The organism is Anoxybacillus dikiliensis (genome assembly GCF_050613275.1).
In the GTDB taxonomy this organism is placed as follows: domain Bacteria; phylum Bacillota; class Bacilli; order Bacillales; family Anoxybacillaceae; genus Anoxybacillus.
Window position 1 is genome coordinate 1,213,382 of the sequence record NZ_CP187112.1, and the last position, 20,047, is coordinate 1,233,428.

A 20,047-nucleotide genomic window follows, 5' to 3' on the forward strand; every position below is an offset into this window, starting at 1 on the left:
GACAAGAGCCTTTAATACTTGTTTTGCATATATCGCAATATTTCATACGCACGATCACCAAGCAGTTCGAGAAGTTGTTCAAACATCTCATCGCGCCGTAAATCGAGCTCAATAATCTGTTTCGCTAAGTCCATGATTTTTTTCTCCATTTTTTATCTCCCCCCGATATCGTTCATATTGTTTTCGAAGTTCAGCTACGGTCCAGTAGTGTAATGGATGAAGCTCAAACTTTCCTCCCTTAGTTAGCTTATCAATATAAAATTGCTTCTGTTTCATCGTAGTTTGTAAAAGAGTACCCATTTTCCATCCTCCTGTGTATGTTATTTAACTACCATTGTAGTCATTTTTGTTATTTTCTTCATCGTTTTTGTTATATTTTATAACACATATTATTTGTTTTGTTAAAATTTATAACAAAAATCGCGTAAATTTTGCTAGGATTGTGTATGATTATGTTATAAATAATTACATTAAGGAGAGGGTTAAATGGATTCATATAAATATAAAAAAGTTATTTCAATTGGTATTGTGAGCGAATTAACAGGGTTGTCGCCGAGACAAATTCGTTATTATGAAGAACGCCAACTCATTTTTCCAGATCGATCAAAGGGAACGAGAAAGTATTCCTTTGCTGATGTTGAATGGCTCGTTGAGATCGCCAACAAACGTGAGGAAGGAGTGCAAACACGAGAAATTCGTTATGAAATGATGAAAGAAATTCGTGAAACGATGAGAAAAGGACAAATCAACGCCCATTTTCGTTCTCGCATGTAATTTTCTCTTCTCTATGTTATAATTGATAGGGGAAGGAGAATAGTCATGTTTATGGAGTTTTCATTCGATGTATTTACGTATGTATCGCTCTTCAGCATGTTGGTTGTGGCGATGACGTGCTATGTGACCCGACAAGTAAATTATCCGATCTCCATTCAACGATTCGTTCCATACGATGTAAACGTCTGTGTGAAGACGAGCGATGCATATAATATGTCGTTACACGTGCAATTTGTTACATTTCAACAGCGGAAAATTCCGATCGATGAACGATCGTATGCGAGTGATGAAGAAGGAAGGACACTCCTTGTTTGCTTATGATAACAAACAAGGAGGAGTCACATCGTGAAAAAATGGATTATTTTATTTTTCGTATTTGTATTAAGTGCATGCAATCGAAATGTACCAATTACAGAACATAGTCAAGGTGTATGGGATCACTATTTTGTTTACCCGATGTCAAAGCTATTACTGATGCTTGGACACGCATTTCAAGAAAATTACGGGCTCGCGATTATTGCATTAACGATTGTTGTTCGCTTTGGGCTACTCCCGCTTATGATCAAACAATTTCGTGCTAATATCGCAATGCAACGCATTCGCCCTGAAGTATTAAAGCTCCAGCAAAAATACAAAGCAACAGACATGGAAACGCAACAAAAGCTACAACAAGAAATGATCCAACTATATCAAAAACATGGTGTCAACCCAATGAGCGGTTGCTTACCGATTTTTATTCAAATGCCGATTTTTATGGCGCTGTATTACGCAATTTCGCGAACAGAAGAAATTAAACTTCACTCCTTTTTATGGATGCAGCTCGGCCATCGCGATCCGTATTTCATTATGCCAATATTAGCAAGCTTAACGACATTTATTTCGATGCGGTTATCTCCGACTGCTACAACAACAGAAGCGGCTACACAAATGAAAATGATGTCATATATTATGCCTGTGATGATTTTCATGGGAGCGAGTTCTGTCCCTTCGGCTTTATCGTTATATTGGGTCGTTGGTGGATGTTTTTCAATTATTCAGTCGCTTATCATGCGTGTACAATGGAAACGATACGATACAGAAACTGCCAAATAACCTGCTCGTTAGCTGAGCAGGTTTCTTTTCGTGAAGGGGTGAAAAAATGAAAGTCATTATTGCTGAAAAACCGGATCAAGGAAAGACGCTTGCATCTATTTTTCAAACAAAAAAAAGAGAAGGGTATATTGAAATTTTACCGAACGAGCTGTTTCCGAAGGGTGCTTATATGACGTGGGCTGTTGGACATTTATTTGAATTAGCCTCCCCGGAAACGTATGAAGCAAGTTGGAAGCGGTGGACGCTCGATACGTTACCGATTATTCCGGATCGTTTTCAATATGAGATTGATCGTAAAAAAGCGAAACAATTTCAAACGATTAAGCAATTGCTTCATAAACCGGAAGTGACTGAAATTATTCATGCTGGTGATGCTGGACGAGAAGGGGAATTAATTATTCGAAACATCATTTATATGAGCGGCGTAAAAAAAACGATCAAGCGTCTTTGGATTTCATCGTTAACACCAAAGGCGATTGAACAAGGATTTCGTCGGCTACTAGACGAAAAGCAAACCCGTCCTTTATATGAAGAGGCGTATGCCCGAATGTGTGCCGATTGGCTTGTTGGTATGAACGCATCGAGAGTGTATACAATTTTATTGAAACAAAAAGGGATGAATGACGTTTTTTCCGTCGGGCGTGTACAAACGCCGACGCTTGCATTAATTGTGAGACGAGAAAAAGAAATTGAACAGTTTCGTCCCGAGCCGTTTTGGGAAGTTGTTGCTACGTTTCATGTGAATGGAAAACGATATGAAGGAAAGTGGTGGCATGAAAATGAAACAAGAACATATGATCAGCAACTCGCTGAAAAGGTGAGTGCATTTTGCAGAGAAAAACAAGCGGAGATAGAGGAAGTTACATGTGAGCGAAAAACGTTTTTACCACCGCTTTTGTTTAATTTATCAACATTACAAGCAACAGCCAACAAACGATTTAAATATTCACCGCAAAAAACGCTTGATATATTACAAAAGCTATATCAAAAAGGATATGTCTCGTATCCGCGGTCAGATTCACAATATGTCACGAAAGGGGAGGCGGAAACGTTTCCGCATATTTTAAAGTGGCTTGCGCAAAAGAAAGAGTATGCTTCTTACTTTCCGCTTGCTCATCATTCAATTTTACATAATAAACGTTATGTAAACGAAAAGAAAGTAACGGATCACTACGCCATTATTCCGACTGAACAAATACCAGATTTAGAAAAGCTAAGCCATGATGAGCGAAATATTTACGATCTTATCGTTCGACGCTTAATCGCTGCCCATTGTGAAGAGGCGGTATTTGACTATACGACGATGATTACTCTTGTCGATGGACGGGCACGTTTCATTTCAAAAGGAAAAAAGCAAATACAAGCAGGATGGCGAAACGTCCTCATGTCACAAGATGATGATGTACAACTTTTACCGAATGTACAAAGGGGAGAAAAAGGAACGGTATATGATGTGCATGTGAAAGAGGGAAAAACACAACCGCCAAAGCGATACACAGAAGGCGAACTGATCACGTTAATGAAGACAGCAGGGAAATTTTTAGACGATGAACAACTAGAAAAAGTATTAGCAAAAACAGAAGGACTCGGGACGGAAGCGACGCGCGCCTCCATTATTACAACATTAAAGGAGCGAAACTATATCGAAATAAAAAATAATCAAGTATATGCAACCGATAAAGGAAAAGTATTAATTGAAGCCATCGGTCCACATATTTTAGCCTCACCCGAGATGACAGCGAAATGGGAGCAACGATTAAGTGAAATTGGTGAACGGAAGGCGTCAGCTACACAGTTTATGGAACAAGTCAAAAAATTAGCAGCGAAAATCGTAACAGATGCGGTGCAAATGGCAAGCAGCTGGTCGTTTGAAGGGCTTGATACGGCTTCGATTCAGCGAAAGAAAAAAACAACGATCGGAAAACATGTTGGGACTTGTAAGGTTTGTGGGGGCTCGGTCATTGATAAAGGCTCGTTTTACGGTTGTGTCAACTACGCAAAAACAAAGTGCTCATTTACGATTTCAAAAACGATGTTAGGAAAATTCATTTCACAAACGAATATTAAAAAATTGTTAACTGAAGGAAAAACGAATGTTATTAAAGGATTTAAAAAGGGAGAAAGGACGTTTAACGCTGCGGTTATATGGGATGAAAAAGAAAAACGTATATCGTTTTCGTTTGAAAAATAGGAGGCATTCCTCCTATTTTTCAACATCACCATTCCACTCGTTCATGCCACCAGTCATATTATATATGTTTGTAAACCCTTCTTTTACTAGTAATTCGCTTGCTTGCGCTGAGCGATTACCTGAACGACAAACAACGATATATGTCTCGTCTTTTTTCAGTTCATTTAAGCGCTCTTTCAGTTGTTGTAAAGGAAGTAAAATTGCGCCTGGAATATGACCAGAAGCGTATTCTTCTTCTGTTCGAACATCAAGAACAACAACGTCTCCTTTTTGGATCATTTGTGCGGCTTCATCAACAGAAATGTTTGTGTAGCCCTCTTGTGCACATCCGCTTATGATGGAAAGAAATACGAATAAAAGAGTTGCCCATTTTTTCATTTTATTACCAACCTCCGCATATAATCGAATACCCACCCGTGTATTATAACTTATTTTTTTCATTTCTTCAAACGTTTCGACACCATTATTATTTCGAGATATAGTACAATTAAAGGAAAGATTTATATAGAAAGAAGTGAAAATGATGTATCAATCAATTATCGATTTGATCGGAAACACGCCGATTGTCAAGCTCAACCGGGTCGTTTTTCGAGAGGGAGCAAGCGTATATATAAAGCTTGAATCGTTTAATCCGGGTGGAAGCGTGAAAGATCGTGCGGCTAGACGAATGATTGAAAGAGCGGAACAAGAAGGAAAAATCGTCCCTTATCAAAGCACAATTATCGAGCCGACATCAGGGAATACAGGGATTGGATTAGCGATGGTATGCGCGGCGAAAGGATATCGTTGTATGATTACAATGCCAGATAATGCAACGAAAGAACGGGTCAATTTATTGAAAGCATATGGGGCGGAAGTGTACTTAACTCCGGCATCTTTGCGCATGCAAGGGGCCATTGATGAAGCGTATCGGCTTGCGGAGAACATTTCAAACAGCTTTATTCCGATGCAATTTGAAAATGAAGCAAATCCAGATGCTCATCGGGCTAGCACAGCGCTTGAAATTATAGAAGCATTTCCAGATGGAATTGATGCGTTTGTACTTACGGCAGGAACTGGCGGGACAGTGACAGGGACGGGGGAAGAGTTGAAGAAAAAATTTCCTCGTTTACATATTTATGTTGTCGAACCATATGGGTCTCCTGTGCTTTCAGGTGGGCAACCAGGACCGCATAAAATTCCAGGTACCGGTCCAGGATTTATTCCTCGTATTTTAAATCAACAAGTGTATGATGACATTTTGCTTGTCAAAGATGAAGAAGCGCAAATGATGGCAAGAAGATTAGCGACAGAAGAAGGAATTTTAGTTGGTGCTTCAGCAGGAGCGGCAGCTTATTGTGCCATTCAAGTGGCTCGCACTCTTTCGAAAGATGCACGTGTACTTTGCATGGCACCAGATACAGGAGAACGATATTTATCATCTGATTTATTTAGCGGATAAGAGCGATAAAAAATGTCGAGGCTATAAAATAAAAAGGAGTGATTGTATGTTTCGAGAAGAAGTAAAAACGATAGACGGTCTTCGTCTTCATGTCATTCCGACGAAAAAATATAAAACGAACACGCTCGTATTAAAGATGAAAGCGCCGTTATGTGAAAAAGATGTAACGATGCGAGCGCTTGTTCCATACGTACTACAAAACGCTACTAAGCGGCATCCGTCGATGAAAGCGTTACGTACATATTTAGACGAACTATATGGTGCCACGTTACAAGTTGATTTAGCGAAAAAAGGAGAAAATCATATTATTACTATTCGAATGGATATTGCAAACGAAAAATTTTTAGGTGACACATCCCCATTATTATGTGAAGCGTTGACGTTATTTAGTGATATGCTATTTCGTCCGTTTACCGAGGGGGATGGATTTTCTGGTGCGATCGTTGAACAGGAGAAACGAGCATTGAAACAAAAAATTCAATCGTTGTTTGACGATAAAATGCGATATGCCCAACATCGACTCATGGAAGAAATGTATAAAGGTTCACCTTATGCTCTCGATGTTCACGGTAAACTGGAAGATGTCGATTCGATTGATGCCAAACGTTTATATGAACATTATGAGCACATGTTGAAACACGATGAAATAGATTTATACATTGTCGGAGATGTCGTGTTAGCGGATGTAGAACATGATGTGGCTGAACGTTTTGCGTTAAAAGTGCGCCCGACGCGTCCAATAGCGACACCGACAATTATAAGACGAACAGATGTGCAAGAAGTTGTAGAAAAACAAGATGTGAAGCAAGGAAAGCTTCATCTCGGTTATCGAACGAACACGACATATAATGATCCAGATTATGATGCGTTACAAGTATGGAATGGGATATTTGGAGGATTTGCACATTCAAAATTGTTTATTAATGTGCGGGAAAAAGCGAGTTTAGCTTACTATGCAGCTTCACGTATTGAAAGTCACCAAGGAATGATGATGGTCATGGCAGGAATTGACCCAAGCAAATATGAACGTGCGCTCGAAATCATTCATGCCCAAGCAGAAGCGATGCGTAACGGACAATTTAGCGATGAAGAAATCGTTCAAACAAAAGCGGTCATTCGTAATCAACTATTAGAAACGATTGATACCGCAAGAGGAATGATCGAAATGTCTTATCATAATGTCATTGCAACAAATCAACGTCCGTTACAACAATGGGTTGAAGGAATTGAAAAAGTGACGCGGGAACATATCGTTCGTGTGGGGGAGAAAATTGAATTAGATACGATTTATTTTTTAACGGAGAAGGACGGTGAGAAAAAATGAAAATCATTCACCACGATCAATTACAAGAACAATTATTTTATGAACAGTTAGACAATGGATTAGATGTTTACATTTTACCAAAAAAAGAATTTAACAAAACATATGCGACATTTACAACGAAATACGGTTCGGTGGATAACTATTTTATTCCATACGGAAAAACAATGATGAAAAAAGTACCAGATGGCATCGCTCATTTTTTAGAACATAAATTGTTTGAAAAAGAAGATGGCGATGTATTTCAAACGTTTAGCAAGCAAGGAGCATCTGCGAATGCTTTTACGTCTTTCACACGCACCGCCTATTTATTTTCTAGTACAACAAATGTAGAAAAAAATTTAGAAACGTTACTTGATTTCGTGCAAGAGCCGTATTTTACAGAACAAACGGTTGAAAAGGAGAAGGGGATTATCGGTCAAGAAATTCGCATGTATGACGACAATCCGGATTGGCGTTTGTATTTTGGGACAATTGAAAGCATGTATCATCACCATCCCGTAAAAATTGATATTGCGGGAACGGTAGAGTCGATTTCACACATTACGAAAGACTTATTATATGAGTGTTATGAAACGTTTTATCATCCGAGCAACATGTTATTGTTTGTTACAGGTCCTATTGATCCATCGGCTATACTGGAACAAATTCGAACGAATCAAGCGAAAAAGACGTTCCGTCCGCCAGCAGAGATCGAGCGATTTCGTTATGAGGAGCCGACTCATGTTGCTCGTGAACGACATGTCATTGAAATGAATGTGCAAACACCAAAATGTTTCGTTGGTATAAAAGCGAACAACGTATATGCAAAAGGAAAAGAAAAGTTAAAACACGAATGTGCCATCGGTTTATTGCTCGACTACTTATTTGGGAAAAGCTCCACACATTATGAGCGGTTGTATCAACAAGGATTAATTGATGAAACATTTATGGTTGACTATACGGAAGAAAGCGATTTTGGGTTCGGGTTAGTTGGCGGTGACACATCGCAACCCGATCAATTAGCGACAGAAATTCAGCGCCTTCTTTTAGAGTTTGACGATATTGATGATGAGCAGGTCGAACGAATGAAAAGAAAAAAAATCGGCACATTTTTACGCTCATTAAACTCTCTTGAATATATTGCAAATCAGTTTACTCGGTATGCGTTTGATCATATGAGTTTGTTCGATGTTGTAGAAACGTTACAATCATTAACATCTGACGATTTAAAAACGGTCGCTCGCGAATGTTTTGTTCGCGAACAGTTTACTGTATGTCAAGTTGTTCCAAAAAGGTGAAATGAGATGAAATATGCTTTAATTACGGGAGCGAGCGGAGGAATTGGGCAAGAAATTGCTCGGCAGCTCGCTAAAGATGGGTATAGTTTATACTTACATTATTACAAAAATAAACAATCCGTTCAAAATGTAATGAAAGAACTATCCACAGACACATATGCGATTCAAGCTGACTTATCTCATCCTTCTGGGGTAGATGTATTAATGTCTTCTATTTTCCATCCTATTGACGTGCTCATTCATAATAGTGGAATGAGTGCATATGGATTGATGACGGACATGACTAATGAACGCGTAGAACAAATGGTGCAACTACATGTAACAAGTCCATTTTTACTGACAAAACGACTGTTGCCTTCTATGATTCAACAACGTCGCGGACAAATTGTAGTGATTTCATCCATTTGGGGACTAACAGGGGCGTCTTGCGAAGTGTTATATTCGATGGTAAAAGGTGCGCAAAATACATTTGTTAAAGCGTTAGCAAAAGAGGTTGCTCCAAGTGGCATACGAGTTAATGCAATCGCTCCAGGGGCCATTGATACACCGATGCTTCATGAGTTTACTGAAGAAGAGATTCAAGCGCTAATTGATGATATTCCACTCGGGCGAGTAGGGAAGCCGGAAGATGTTGCAAAAGCTGTGTCATTTTTAATTTCTGATCATGCATCGTATATTACGGGACAAATTTTATCTGTAAATGGCGGCTGGTATTGTTAAGCAAGCATAATTTTTTATGTTGTGAGGCAAACTGTTCTTGAAACGAATTTCAAGGAGGTTTGCATATGTCTGTTCTTGATAATTTTGAACAATGGAAAAGCTTTTTAGCTGATCGTCTTCATCAAGCACAAGAGCAAGGAATGAACCAGCAAGTCATTTCGGATATTGCTTATCAAATTGGGGATTATTTGGCGAAACAAGTCGATCCGAAAAACCCAGAAGAGCGTGTACTTGCTGATTTGTGGCATGTCGCAAATGAGCAAGAGCAACATGCGATCGCAAACATGATGATTAAGCTTGTCCAAAATAAATAAGCCATGTAGGCGCAAGCTGGTGATATCCACCAGCTTGTTTTGCTATGTTTATCTGTTCACAAAAAACCGTCGTCCATTCTTTTCATTCTCGCATTCAAATGGTAAAATAAACATACATGCGTGTTTCGACAAAGCGTTGCTTAAATGATCGCATCGTGTAACGTAAAGGGGAGAAGGGGTATATGGAGAAAAAAGAATGGTATTTAGAGTATGAAATACATATGAATCGCCCGGGGTTGTTAGGAGATATCGCATCGCTCCTTGGCATGCTTTCCATTAATATCGTCACGATCAATGGAGTGGATGATTCGCGGCGGGGTATGCTTTTGTTATGTAAAAGTCATGAACAAATTGAGCGCTTACAATCCATTTTAGCGACGATGGAAGATATTACGGTAACGAAATTACGTGAACCGAAGCTTCGGGATCGTCTTGCTGTTCGGCACGGGCGTTATATTCAGCGTGATGCTGACGACAAAAAGACGTTTCGCTTTGTTAGAGACGAGTTAGGTTTGCTCGTTGATTTTATGGCGGAGCTATTTAAACAAGAGGGGCATAAGTTAATTGGAATTCGTGGCATGCCACGCGTGGGGAAAACGGAATCGATCGTAGCTGCGAGCGTGTGTGCAAACAAGCGTTGGTTGTTTGTTTCTTCTACATTAATTAAACAGACGATTCGTAGTCAATTAATCGAAGATGAATATAGCGAAAATAATGTTTTTATTATTGACGGGATTGTTTCGACGCGTCGGTCAAACGAGCGACATTGGCAACTCATTCGTGAGCTCATGCGTCTACCGGCGACGAAAGTGATTGAACATCCTGATATTTTTGTAAGGCATACAGAATATAAGCTCGATGACTTTGATTATATCATTGAATTGCGTCACGATGCAGATGAGGAAATTACGTATGATCTCGTTGATCAGTCCTCATTTTTTGGAAATGACGGATTTTCAAATATCGATTTTTAAAGATGGAAGGTGTTTCCGTTGACAGAGTTAGGGAAGCGTTTGAAAGAAGCGAGAGAACAACGTCATATGAGTTTAGATGATTTGCAAGAAATCACTAAAATTCAAAAACGATATTTAATCGCAATTGAACAAGGAAATTATGTTATTATGCCAGGAAAATTTTATGTTCGAGCATTTATTCGACAATATGCTGAAGCTGTCGGCCTCGATGCTGACGAACTGTTTGAGCAATATGCAAACGAAATTCCAAATGCTCAACAAGAAGAACTTTCTGGCGAACTGTCGCGTGTAAAATCGCGACAATTATCAGAACAAGGCGCAAAAGTACTCGATGTTCTTCCGAAAATTTTGATTGGTACATTAGCCATTGGAGTGGCTGTTGTTCTTTGGTTTTTTTTCCAAAATCGGACGGTAAACGAAAAACCACAAGAGCAAGTGATTAACGAAAAGACAGAATTTGAACAGTCCGAGCAAGCAAACGAGCAACAACCGGAAAAACAAAGTGAGCAACAGTCTGAAAACGAAGAAGAAAATGAACAGCAGGAACAACCATTAGAAGCGACGGTTAAAGTGCTTGAAACGAACGGAAGAAGATCGACACTTGAAGTGACAGGAGAGCAATTGATCATTGACATTGCAACAAAAGGTGATGCTTGGATTGAAGTGAAAAATGGAAAAGGAAAGGCGTTTGCACGGAAAATGATGTATGCGAATCAATCCGAAACATTTGATTTAACAAATGAAACAGAGGTATTATTAGTCATTGGACAAACATTGAATGCAGAAGTAAAAATAAACGGGCAGACGCTTGAATACCCTGTCAATCCAAACGATCATGTGCGCCAAGATATTACCATTATGTACAAAAAACAATAATGTTGGATGAAGTGTTGGAGGTAAATGTTGTGAATATACCGAATCAAATTACGATTGCTCGAATGCTCCTCATTCCTTTCTTCCTTATTTTCCTGTTGGCACCGATTGATTTCGGTGTGATTCAAATCGGAACAGAACAGCTGCCGGTAACACACGCCATAGCTGCGCTTATTTTTATCATCGCATCAACAACAGATTGGGTTGATGGATACTATGCACGAAAATATGGATTAGTAACGAATTTGGGGAAGTTTCTTGACCCTCTCGCAGATAAATTGCTTGTATCTGCTGCGCTCATTGCGCTTGTCCAATTAGGCTTAGCTCCAGCATGGATCGTGATTGTCATTATTAGTCGTGAATTTGCTGTAACCGGATTACGGCTTGTTTTAGCGGGAGAAGGTGAAGTGGTAGCAGCGAATATGCTTGGAAAAATTAAAACGTGGACGCAAATTGTAGCGATTGCTGCGCTTCTTTTGCATAATCTTCCTTTTTCACTTTTGTCGTTTCCGTTTGCGGACATTTCGTTGTGGGTTGCACTTGTTTTCACGATTTGGTCAGGATGGGATTACTTTGCAAAAAATAAACACGCATTTCGTCAGTCAAAGTAAATAAAAAGGGATGGGAGAAAGATGAAAGCAGAACTTATTGCGGTCGGTTCAGAACTTTTACTTGGTCAAATTGCAAATACGAACGCTCAGTTTTTATCGCAACAATTAGCTGAAATAGGGATAGATGTGTATTACCATACGGTTGTTGGCGATAACCCTCAAAGGCTTACACATGCCATTGAAGTAGCGAAGGAACGCTCGAACTTAATCATTTTCACAGGGGGACTTGGTCCGACAAAAGACGATTTAACGAAAGAAACGATTGCAAATATGTTAAATAAATCGCTCGTTTTAGATGAAGAAGCGTGGCGTTCTATTTGTGATTATTTTGCGAAAACGAAACGTCCGATGTCCCCGAACAATCGAAAACAGGCGCTCGTATTGGAAGGAAGTTATGTGTTAAAAAATGAACATGGGATGGCTCCGGGAATGGCACTTACTGTTGATCACATCACGTACATGCTCCTCCCGGGACCGCCAAAAGAAATGCAACCGATGTTCATCAAATATGGACGTCCTTTTTTATTGCAAAAACTTCAAGTTCGTGAAAAAATCGTATCGCTCGTTCTTCGTTTTTTTCACATTGGCGAATCTCAGTTAGAAACAGAAATTGAAGATTTAATCGATAAACAGACAAATCCAACGATTGCTCCGCTTGCCTCTGATGGTGAAGTTACACTTCGCTTAACCGCAAAGCATGAGCGTGAAGAGGAGGCTAAGCGTTTAATTAAGGAAATGGAGCAAAACATTTTAGCACGAGTTCGTCCTTACTTTTACGGTTATAATGATGAAACGCTGTTTAGCAAATTGTTAGCTACATTAAAGGAAAACAATCAAACGCTCGCTGTTGCTGAAAGTTTAACAGGAGGTTTATTTTTAAAAGAAATGACAGCACTTCCAACGGCTTCTACGGTGATCGCTGGGGGGGTTGTTTGTTATACGAACGAAATAAAGGAAAATGTGCTCCATGTGCCGAAAGAAATATTACAAACGGAGGGGGCAGTTAGTGAACGATGTGTGCAGTTGATGGCAGAAAATGTTCGAAAGCTTTGCAGAAGCGATATCGGTATTAGTTTTACAGGTGTTGCGGGGCCGGATGAGTTGGAAGGAAAGCCAGTAGGAACGGTATGGATAGGAATTGCAACAAAACAAGGGACAAAGACATTTGCCCTTACATTATCAGGCGGACGTCAAGCGATTCGGATGCGTACGGCAAAATACGGTTGTTATTATTTACTACAGCTGCTACATTAATTTACGAACGTTTATTCGATTTTTTCTTGGCAAATAAATAGAAAAGCTGTATAGTAGTAAGTAGTAGTGACTGCTTTATTTTTCACAAGCAAAAGGAGGAGTTTCTTTGAACGATCGTCAAGCAGCATTAGAACAAGCGTTAAAGCAAATTGAGAAACAGTTTGGAAAAGGTTCAATTATGAAGCTAGGGGAGCAAACAGATCGTCAAATTTCGACTGTATCGAGCGGCTCTCTTGCACTTGATATTGCGCTAGGGGTAGGGGGATACCCGCGCGGGCGTATTATTGAAATTTACGGTCCAGAGTCTTCGGGGAAAACAACGGTTGCCCTTCATGCGATTGCAGAAGTGCAAAAGCAAGGGGGTCAAGCTGCATTTATTGATGCGGAACATGCGTTAGACCCTATTTATGCTGAAAAATTAGGAGTCAATATCGATGAATTGTTGCTTTCACAGCCAGATACAGGAGAACAAGCGTTAGAAATCGCTGAAGCGCTTGTGAGAAGTGGGGCAGTTGACATTATCGTCATTGACTCAGTCGCAGCTCTTGTTCCGAAGGCAGAAATTGAAGGAGAAATGGGCGATTCTCACGTTGGATTGCAGGCGCGACTCATGTCCCAAGCGTTACGTAAACTATCGGGCGCCATCAACAAATCTAAAACGATCGCGATCTTCATTAACCAAATAAGGGAAAAGGTTGGGGTTATGTTTGGGAACCCAGAGACAACTCCTGGAGGTCGCGCGTTGAAGTTTTATGCGTCTGTTCGTTTAGAAGTGCGCCGCGCTGAGCAAATTAAACAAGGCAACGATATGGTTGGAAATAAGACGAAAATTAAAGTCGTGAAAAACAAAGTCGCGCCACCGTTTAAAACAGCGGATGTAGATATTATGTATGGCGAAGGAATTTCAAAAGAAGGCGAAATTATTGATATGGGTGCTGAGCTCGACATTATTCAAAAAAGTGGCGCTTGGTATTCATATAAAGATGAGCGACTAGGACAAGGACGAGAAAACGCAAAACAATTTTTAAAGGAAAATCCACACATTATGGAAGAAATTGCGCGTGAAATTCGCCAACATTATGGCATTACAGCAGGGGCATCGACAACATCTGTGCGCGAAGATGATTTAGACTTTTTAGAGTGAAAAATGGATGAAAAAGGCCGCCTTGCTTCAATAAAAAAGTGATTATGTGCATATATAGTTATGGAAAGGGTGCTCCGTTATTTTTGGAACACCCTCTTTTTTTGGAAAATAAAGCGATATGAAACGCTTTCCCACAATGACAAGCCTTGACAATATGGAAGGTCACCTTTAAAATGTACATGTATATTTGACAATTTTGAAGTGTATGTTGAATGGTTGCAATGTACATGCCGACATTGATGAAGTAACGAATTTATAGCAAGAGGAGGTGAGGACAATGGGTGAAACGATCATCTCCGCTTTGCTTGCCCTAGTCGTCGGTGCAGTTGTTGGCTTTTTTGTTCGTAAATCCATTGCCGAGGCAAAAATTGGTGGTGCACAAGCAGCTGCCAAACAAATGATCGAAGAAGCGAAACGAGAAGCAGACGCATTGAAAAAAGAGGCGCTTCTTGAAGCAAAGGATGAGATTCACAAACTTCGCGTTGAAGCAGAACGAGAAATTCGCGAACGAAGAAGTGAGTTACAAAAACAGGAAAACCGTTTGTTGCAAAAGGAAGAGAATCTCGATCGAAAGGATGAAGCGTTAAACAAGCGAGAAGCATTGCTTGAAAAGAAAGAGAATTCTCTGAATGAAAGACAACAGCATATTGAAGAGATGGAAAGCAAAGTGGAAGAACTCGTTCGAAAAGAACAAGCTGAACTAGAGCGCATCTCTAGTTTGACGCGTGATGATGCACGCCAAATCATTTTAGAGCGTGTAGAGAAAGAGCTTTCTCATGAAATTGCGCTCATGGTTAAAGAAGCAGAAACGAAAGCGAAAGAAGAAGCGGATAAAAAAGCAAAAGAAATTTTATCGCTTGCCATTCAACGTTGTGCTGCTGATCATGTAGCAGAAACAACTGTATCTGTTGTGAACTTGCCGAATGACGAAATGAAAGGCCGAATTATTGGACGTGAAGGGCGTAACATTCGTACATTAGAGACATTAACAGGTATTGACCTTATCATTGATGATACGCCGGAAGCGGTCATTTTATCTGGATTTGATCCGATCCGTCGTGAAACAGCGCGTATCGCGCTGGATAAACTCGTTCAAGACGGGCGTATTCATCCAGCACGAATTGAAGAGATGGTCGAGAAGGCGAGAAGAGAAGTGGATGAGCATATTCGTGAAGTGGGAGAACAAACGACGTTTGAAGTTGGTGTCCACGGATTGCATCCAGATTTAATTAAAATTTTAGGGCGTTTGAAGTTCCGTACAAGCTATGGACAAAATGTGCTTAAACATTCGATGGAAGTTGCATATTTAGCTGGGTTAATGGCAGCTGAGTTAGGGGAAGATGAAATGCTTGCAAGACGAGCAGGTCTCCTTCATGACATCGGAAAAGCTGTTGACCATGAAGTAGAAGGAAGCCATGTCGAAATCGGGGTAGAGCTCGCAACGAAATATAAAGAGCATCCGGTTGTCATTAACAGCATTGCTTCCCATCATGGCGATACGGAACCGACGTCGATTATCGCTGTTCTTGTCGCTGCTGCAGACGCTTTATCTGCTGCTCGACCAGGCGCTCGTAGCGAGACATTGGAAAACTACATTCGTCGACTTGAGAAGCTTGAAGAAATTGCCGAGTCGTATGAAGGTGTTGAAAAATCATATGCTATCCAAGCTGGACGTGAAATTCGTATCATGGTTAAGCCAGATCTAATTGATGACTTGGAAGCGCATCGTTTAGCCCGTGACATTCGCAAGCGTATCGAAGAAGAGCTTGATTACCCAGGTCATATTAAAGTCACAGTTATTCGCGAAACACGAGCTGTTGAATACGCAAAGTAAAAGCTACTCCTTATTCGGGGTAGCTTTTTCGTATTGATAAATGCTTTATTTTGTGCGAAACTGAAAAATAGAGATCATGAGCATAGAAAGGGTAGTACGATGAAAATATTATTTATCGGTGATGTCGTAGGACAACCGGGACGAAAAATGATTGATGAATATGTGCCGAAACTGAAAGCAAAATATAAGCCCCATGTCATTGTTGTGAACGGTGAAAATGCAGCGGGAGGAAAAGGGATTACGGAAAAAATATATCGTCGATTTGTAGAGATAGGAGTGCATGTAGTAACCCTTGGCAATCACGCGTGGGATAATCGCGAAGTTTTCGAATTTATTGATCAAGCGAAAGTGCTCGTTCGTCCAGCCAATTTTCCAATAGGTACACCTGGAAAAGGGATCGTGTTTGTTCATGTGGAAGGATATGAAGTAGCGATCATTAGCTTACAAGGAAGAACATTTTTACCAGCGATCGATTGCCCGTTTAAAAAGGCGGATGAATTAGTAGAGATGGCGCTTGCGCGAACTCCTTTGATTCTCGTTGATTTTCATGCAGAAGCAACGAGTGAGAAACAAGCGATGGGATGGTATTTAGATGGTCGGGTAAGCGCAGTAGTTGGGACGCATACACACGTTCAAACAGCTGACTCACGCATTTTGCCAAATGGAACAGGATATATTACTGATGTCGGGATGACGGGTCCTTATGACGGGATTTTAGGGGTTGATCGCGAAGCTGTATTACGCAAATTTTTAACAGGACTTCCAGTTCGATTTGAAGTGACGACAGGTCGAACACAATTGAATGCTGTGCTCATTGAAATAGACGAAAAAAGCGGAAAAACGAGGTCTATCCAACGAATTATCATCAATGACGATCATCCGTATTTTGACTAGTTCCTCTTTTGAGATTTTTCTGAAAAAATACATATCATAGCAGGAATACGAGCAAACAGGGACGAATATATAATGAACAGTACAACTTTTTACAAGCAATTGTTAGAAACGAGGAGGAGCTAGAAATGGAAATATTAAAAGTTTCAGCAAAATCTAATCCTAATTCCGTAGCTGGTGCACTTGCAGGCGTGTTAAGAGAACGCGGTGCAGCTGAAATTCAAGCCATTGGCGCAGGTGCATTAAATCAGGCCGTTAAGGCAGTAGCGATCGCGCGAGGATTCGTAGCACCGAGCGGAGTTGATCTCATTTGTATTCCTGCGTTTACGGACATTCAAATTGACGGGGAAGAGCGGACAGCAATTAAGCTTATTGTTGAGCCGCGTTAATACACATAAACCTGTTTGCTTACATAGCAAACAGGTTATTTTTATCATATGCTGAAGAGCGAATTTTCGTATGGAGGGGTTGTTGTGCGTATATTTGACGCCCATTGTGACGTTTTATATCAACTATTTTGTGACCAAGATGTATCGTTTGAGCGGAGTTCGTCGCTACATGTCACATACGATGGATTGAAGCAGGCCGGTGTAACTGTACAAGGATTTGCGATTTATATTCCGAAACATGTCAGACCAGAGTCACGCTTTTTTGTCGCGTTAGAGATGATTGATTATTTTTACGAGAAAATTGTGTCGCAACCGAATATGAAAGTTGTTCGCTCAAAAAAAGAAATCGATCAACTACAACCGAATGAAATTGGAGCGATGCTCACATTAGAAGGATGTGAAGCGATAGGAGAAAGTTTAACGCAATTGCGCACACTTCTTCGCCTCGGTGTTCGCTCTGTTGGTTTAACGTGGAATGATGCGAATATGGTAGCAGACGGTGCCTTAGAGCAACGTGGGGGAGGGTTGACGAGATTCGGAAAAGAAGTCGTTCAATTATTAAATGAACAACAGTGTTGGACAGATGTATCTCATTTAAGTGAACGAGCGTTTTGGGATGTCATTGAATTGGCTCATTACCCGATTGCTTCACATTCGAATGCATATACGCTTTGTCCGCATCCTCGCAATTTGCGCGATGATCAAATTCAAGCGCTCATTAAGAAAAATGGAGTCATCGGTGTGACGTTTGTTCCGCAATTTTTGCGTCATGATGTCCGGACAACGACAGTAACAGATGTGCTCCGTCATATTGATCATATTTGTTCGTTGGGTGGAGAAAACCATATCGGGTTCGGATCTGACTTTGATGGTATTTTTGAAACGGTCGAACAATTAGGAAACGTTGCGCACTACACACATTTTATCGACGAATTGTTAAAGCATTTTAAAGAGGAGCAGGTAAAAAAATTTTTGTTTTGCAATTTTTATGAGCGAATCCCACAATAAAAGTCGGAAGAAAAATTCACATTTTTGTAACAAATATGTTGCAATTTCTTTTCAATAGGGCTAGAATGAAAGCGTTTAGTATATGAAATTTTTCGAAAAAAATCAATGTGAAATGGTAGAGCTTTTCTTGGAAAAGTGCTACACTTATAATCGTACAATGTAATGTTACAATTGATGGAACTTTAAAGGGGTGTAAGACATGATTAGTCAACTTTCGTGGAAAGTTGGAGGACAACAAGGGGAAGGTATTGAAAGTACGGGGGAGATATTCTCCATTGCGCTCAACCGACTAGGCTACTATTTATACGGTTATCGCCACTTTTCATCTCGAATTAAAGGTGGTCACACGAACAATAAAATTCGTGTTAGCACGACACAAGTTCGTTCAATTGCCGATGATCTTGATATATTAGTAGCTTTTGACCAGGAGACGATTGATTTCAACTTTCATGAGTTGCGTCAAGGCGGGATCGTTATTGCGGATGCGAAGTTTAATCCGACGATTCCAGACGAGTCAAGAGCTACGTTGTATGCGGTTCCATTTACTGATATTGCAACAGAGCTAGGGACGGCGTTAATGAAAAACATGGTTGCAGTCGGAGCTTCAAGCGCAGTACTCGGTCTTGACATTAGTGTATACGAAGGGGTCGTTCAGGAGATTTTCGGTCGCAAAGGTGAACAAGTTGTTGCAAAAAACATGGAAGCAATCAGAGCGGGCGCTCAGTTTATGCGTGAACAGCTCGGTGAAAACATTCAATTAATGCAACTTGAAAAAGCGGACGGCAAAAAGAGAATGTTTATGATTGGGAATGACGCCATCGCGCTCGGTGCACTAGCTGGTGGCGCGCGCTTCATGGCCGCTTATCCAATTACGCCGGCTTCTGAGATTATGGAATATTTAATTAAAAAGCTTCCGCAGTTCGGTGGTACAGTCATTCAAACAGAAGATGAAATTGCAGCGTGTACAATGGCTATCGGTGCAAACTACGCAGGGGTACGCACGTTAACTGCTTCTGCTGGGCCGGGTCTTTCGCTTATGATGGAAGCGATTGGATTAGCTGGGATTACAGAAACGCCAATCGTTATCGTTGATACGCAACGCGGTGGTCCGAGCACAGGTTTACCGACGAAACAAGAGCAGTCAGATTTAATGGCAATGATTTACGGCACACATGGTGAGATTCCGAAAGTAGTCATTGCTCCAAGCACTGTACAAGAAGCGTTTTACGATATGGTCGAAGCGTTTAACATTGCGGAAGAGTATCAATGCCCAGTTATCGTTTTAACAGACTTACAGCTTTCGTTAGGAAAGCAAACAGTAGAGCCGCTCGAGTACGACAAAATTGACATTCGTCGCGGCAAGCTTGTCACAGGAGAACTACCTGAAATTCCAGATAAAGGTTGCTTCAAGCGATATGAAGTGACAGAAGATGGCGTGTCACCTCGTGTATTGCCGGGAATGAAAAACGGCATTCACCATGTGACAGGTGTTGAGCACGATGAAACAGGTCGTCCATCCGAAGTAGCAGCGAATCGTATTGCGCAAATGGATAAACGTTTACGGAAGCTAAAACACATCCAATTCCCTACACCAGTTCATAAACATGTGCAACATGAAGATGCGGATTTATTGATCGTTGGGTTTAACTCGACGCGTGGGGCGATTGAGGAGGCGATGGAACGTTTAGAGCGCGATGGTATAAAAGTGAATCACGCCCACATTCGTCTTATTCATCCGTTCCCGACGGAAGAAATGTTGCCGCTTGTGCAATCAGCGAAAAAAGTTGTTGTTGTTGAAAATAACGCAACAGGACAACTTGCCAACATTCTAAAAATGAACGTTGGACATGCTGAGAAAGTATTTAACGTGTTGAAGTATGATGGCAACCCGTTCTTACCGCACGAAGTTTATACAAAATGCAAGGAGTTGTTTTAA

Annotated in this window: 21 protein-coding genes; 19 read left to right on the forward strand and 2 right to left on the reverse strand. The window is 40.6% G+C overall.

Translation table 11 applies throughout. The features are described 5' to 3' along the window. Positions 1–11: 11 nt before the first annotated feature. Positions 12–149: a hypothetical protein gene (locus ACPF7I_RS06440; RefSeq protein WP_003398171.1), complete on the reverse strand. Its 138-nt coding sequence runs from the start codon at positions 147–149 to the stop codon at positions 12–14. A gap of 337 nt (positions 150–486) precedes the next feature. On the opposite strand from ACPF7I_RS06440, the gene ACPF7I_RS06445 reads away from it, so the two are divergent. From ACPF7I_RS06445 to ACPF7I_RS06460, 4 genes are read left to right on the forward strand one after another with little or no spacing between them, the layout of a single operon-like run. Continuing rightward, positions 487–774 carry a MerR family transcriptional regulator gene (locus ACPF7I_RS06445; RefSeq protein WP_430744215.1) on the forward strand — a complete coding sequence of 96 codons (288 nt, stop codon included), beginning with the start codon at positions 487–489 and terminating at the stop codon, positions 772–774. 45 nt (positions 775–819) lie between these two features. Further along, a complete protein-coding gene (locus ACPF7I_RS06450) occupies positions 820–1,095 on the forward strand; it encodes a hypothetical protein (RefSeq protein ID WP_430744214.1) in 276 nt (91 codons plus the stop codon). 21 nt (positions 1,096–1,116) lie between these two features. After that, complete coding sequence (yidC, locus tag ACPF7I_RS06455; RefSeq protein ID WP_430745954.1) at positions 1,117–1,866, forward strand: membrane protein insertase YidC; 750 nt, start codon at positions 1,117–1,119, stop codon at positions 1,864–1,866. A gap of 46 nt (positions 1,867–1,912) precedes the next feature. Beyond that, positions 1,913–4,057, forward strand: coding sequence for a DNA topoisomerase III (locus ACPF7I_RS06460; RefSeq protein ID WP_430744213.1), 2,145 nt, complete (start codon positions 1,913–1,915; stop codon positions 4,055–4,057). A gap of 12 nt (positions 4,058–4,069) precedes the next feature. Here the strand turns inward: ACPF7I_RS06460 and ACPF7I_RS06465 are convergent, their stop codons facing one another. Beyond that, the gene (locus ACPF7I_RS06465; RefSeq protein WP_430744212.1) at positions 4,070–4,435 is read right to left on the reverse strand and encodes a rhodanese-like domain-containing protein; all 366 of its coding nucleotides are present in this window, start codon (positions 4,433–4,435) and stop codon (positions 4,070–4,072) included. Between the two features lie 142 nt (positions 4,436–4,577). Here ACPF7I_RS06465 and cysK point away from each other — a divergent pair, with 142 nt between their 5' ends. From cysK to ACPF7I_RS06540, 15 genes are all read left to right on the forward strand, one after another. Continuing rightward, positions 4,578–5,498, forward strand: a complete 921-nt coding sequence (cysK, locus tag ACPF7I_RS06470) for a cysteine synthase A (protein ID WP_430744211.1) — start codon at positions 4,578–4,580, stop codon at positions 5,496–5,498. 46 nt (positions 5,499–5,544) lie between these two features. After that, positions 5,545–6,822 (forward strand): EF-P 5-aminopentanol modification-associated protein YfmF, encoded by a 1,278-nt coding sequence (gene yfmF, locus ACPF7I_RS06475; RefSeq protein WP_430744210.1) that lies wholly within the window; start codon positions 5,545–5,547, stop codon positions 6,820–6,822. After that, positions 6,819–8,099, forward strand: a complete 1,281-nt coding sequence (gene yfmH, locus ACPF7I_RS06480; protein WP_430744209.1) for an EF-P 5-aminopentanol modification-associated protein YfmH — start codon at positions 6,819–6,821, stop codon at positions 8,097–8,099. The genes yfmF and yfmH overlap by 4 nt, the downstream gene beginning before the upstream one ends. 6 nt (positions 8,100–8,105) lie before the next feature. Next, entirely contained in the window at positions 8,106–8,819 is a 714-nt protein-coding gene (ymfI, locus tag ACPF7I_RS06485; protein WP_430744208.1) for an elongation factor P 5-aminopentanone reductase, read from the forward strand. Positions 8,820–8,884: 65 nt separating this feature from the next. Then, positions 8,885–9,133 (forward strand): DUF3243 domain-containing protein, encoded by a 249-nt coding sequence (locus ACPF7I_RS06490; protein ID WP_009362683.1) that lies wholly within the window; start codon positions 8,885–8,887, stop codon positions 9,131–9,133. Between the two features lie 182 nt (positions 9,134–9,315). Further along, on the forward strand, positions 9,316–10,107 hold the full coding sequence (locus tag ACPF7I_RS06495) for a DUF3388 domain-containing protein (RefSeq protein WP_009362682.1): 792 nt from the start codon (positions 9,316–9,318) through the stop codon (positions 10,105–10,107). A 9-nt stretch (positions 10,108–10,116) separates the two neighbouring features. Then, entirely contained in the window at positions 10,117–10,983 is an 867-nt protein-coding gene (locus ACPF7I_RS06500; protein ID WP_430744207.1) for a RodZ domain-containing protein, read from the forward strand. A gap of 29 nt (positions 10,984–11,012) precedes the next feature. Continuing rightward, positions 11,013–11,591 (forward strand): CDP-diacylglycerol--glycerol-3-phosphate 3-phosphatidyltransferase, encoded by a 579-nt coding sequence (pgsA, locus tag ACPF7I_RS06505; protein ID WP_430744206.1) that lies wholly within the window; start codon positions 11,013–11,015, stop codon positions 11,589–11,591. Positions 11,592–11,612: 21 nt separating this feature from the next. Then, a complete protein-coding gene (locus ACPF7I_RS06510; RefSeq protein ID WP_430744205.1) occupies positions 11,613–12,845 on the forward strand; it encodes a competence/damage-inducible protein A in 1,233 nt (410 codons plus the stop codon). 106 nt (positions 12,846–12,951) lie between these two features. After that, positions 12,952–13,989, forward strand: a complete 1,038-nt coding sequence (gene recA, locus ACPF7I_RS06515) for a recombinase RecA (RefSeq protein ID WP_181519978.1) — start codon at positions 12,952–12,954, stop codon at positions 13,987–13,989. 277 nt (positions 13,990–14,266) lie between these two features. Next, positions 14,267–15,823: a ribonuclease Y gene (gene rny / locus ACPF7I_RS06520; protein ID WP_021094603.1), complete on the forward strand. Its 1,557-nt coding sequence runs from the start codon at positions 14,267–14,269 to the stop codon at positions 15,821–15,823. A 99-nt stretch (positions 15,824–15,922) separates the two neighbouring features. Then, the gene (locus ACPF7I_RS06525) at positions 15,923–16,717 is read left to right on the forward strand and encodes a TIGR00282 family metallophosphoesterase (protein ID WP_430744204.1); all 795 of its coding nucleotides are present in this window, start codon (positions 15,923–15,925) and stop codon (positions 16,715–16,717) included. 125 nt (positions 16,718–16,842) lie between these two features. After that, positions 16,843–17,103 carry a stage V sporulation protein SpoVS gene (gene spoVS / locus ACPF7I_RS06530; protein ID WP_003181955.1) on the forward strand — a complete coding sequence of 87 codons (261 nt, stop codon included), beginning with the start codon at positions 16,843–16,845 and terminating at the stop codon, positions 17,101–17,103. Positions 17,104–17,151: 48 nt separating this feature from the next. Beyond that, on the forward strand, positions 17,152–18,111 hold the full coding sequence (locus ACPF7I_RS06535) for a dipeptidase (protein WP_430744203.1): 960 nt from the start codon (positions 17,152–17,154) through the stop codon (positions 18,109–18,111). Between the two features lie 199 nt (positions 18,112–18,310). Continuing rightward, the gene (locus ACPF7I_RS06540) at positions 18,311–20,047 is read left to right on the forward strand and encodes a 2-oxoacid:acceptor oxidoreductase subunit alpha (protein ID WP_430744202.1); all 1,737 of its coding nucleotides are present in this window, start codon (positions 18,311–18,313) and stop codon (positions 20,045–20,047) included.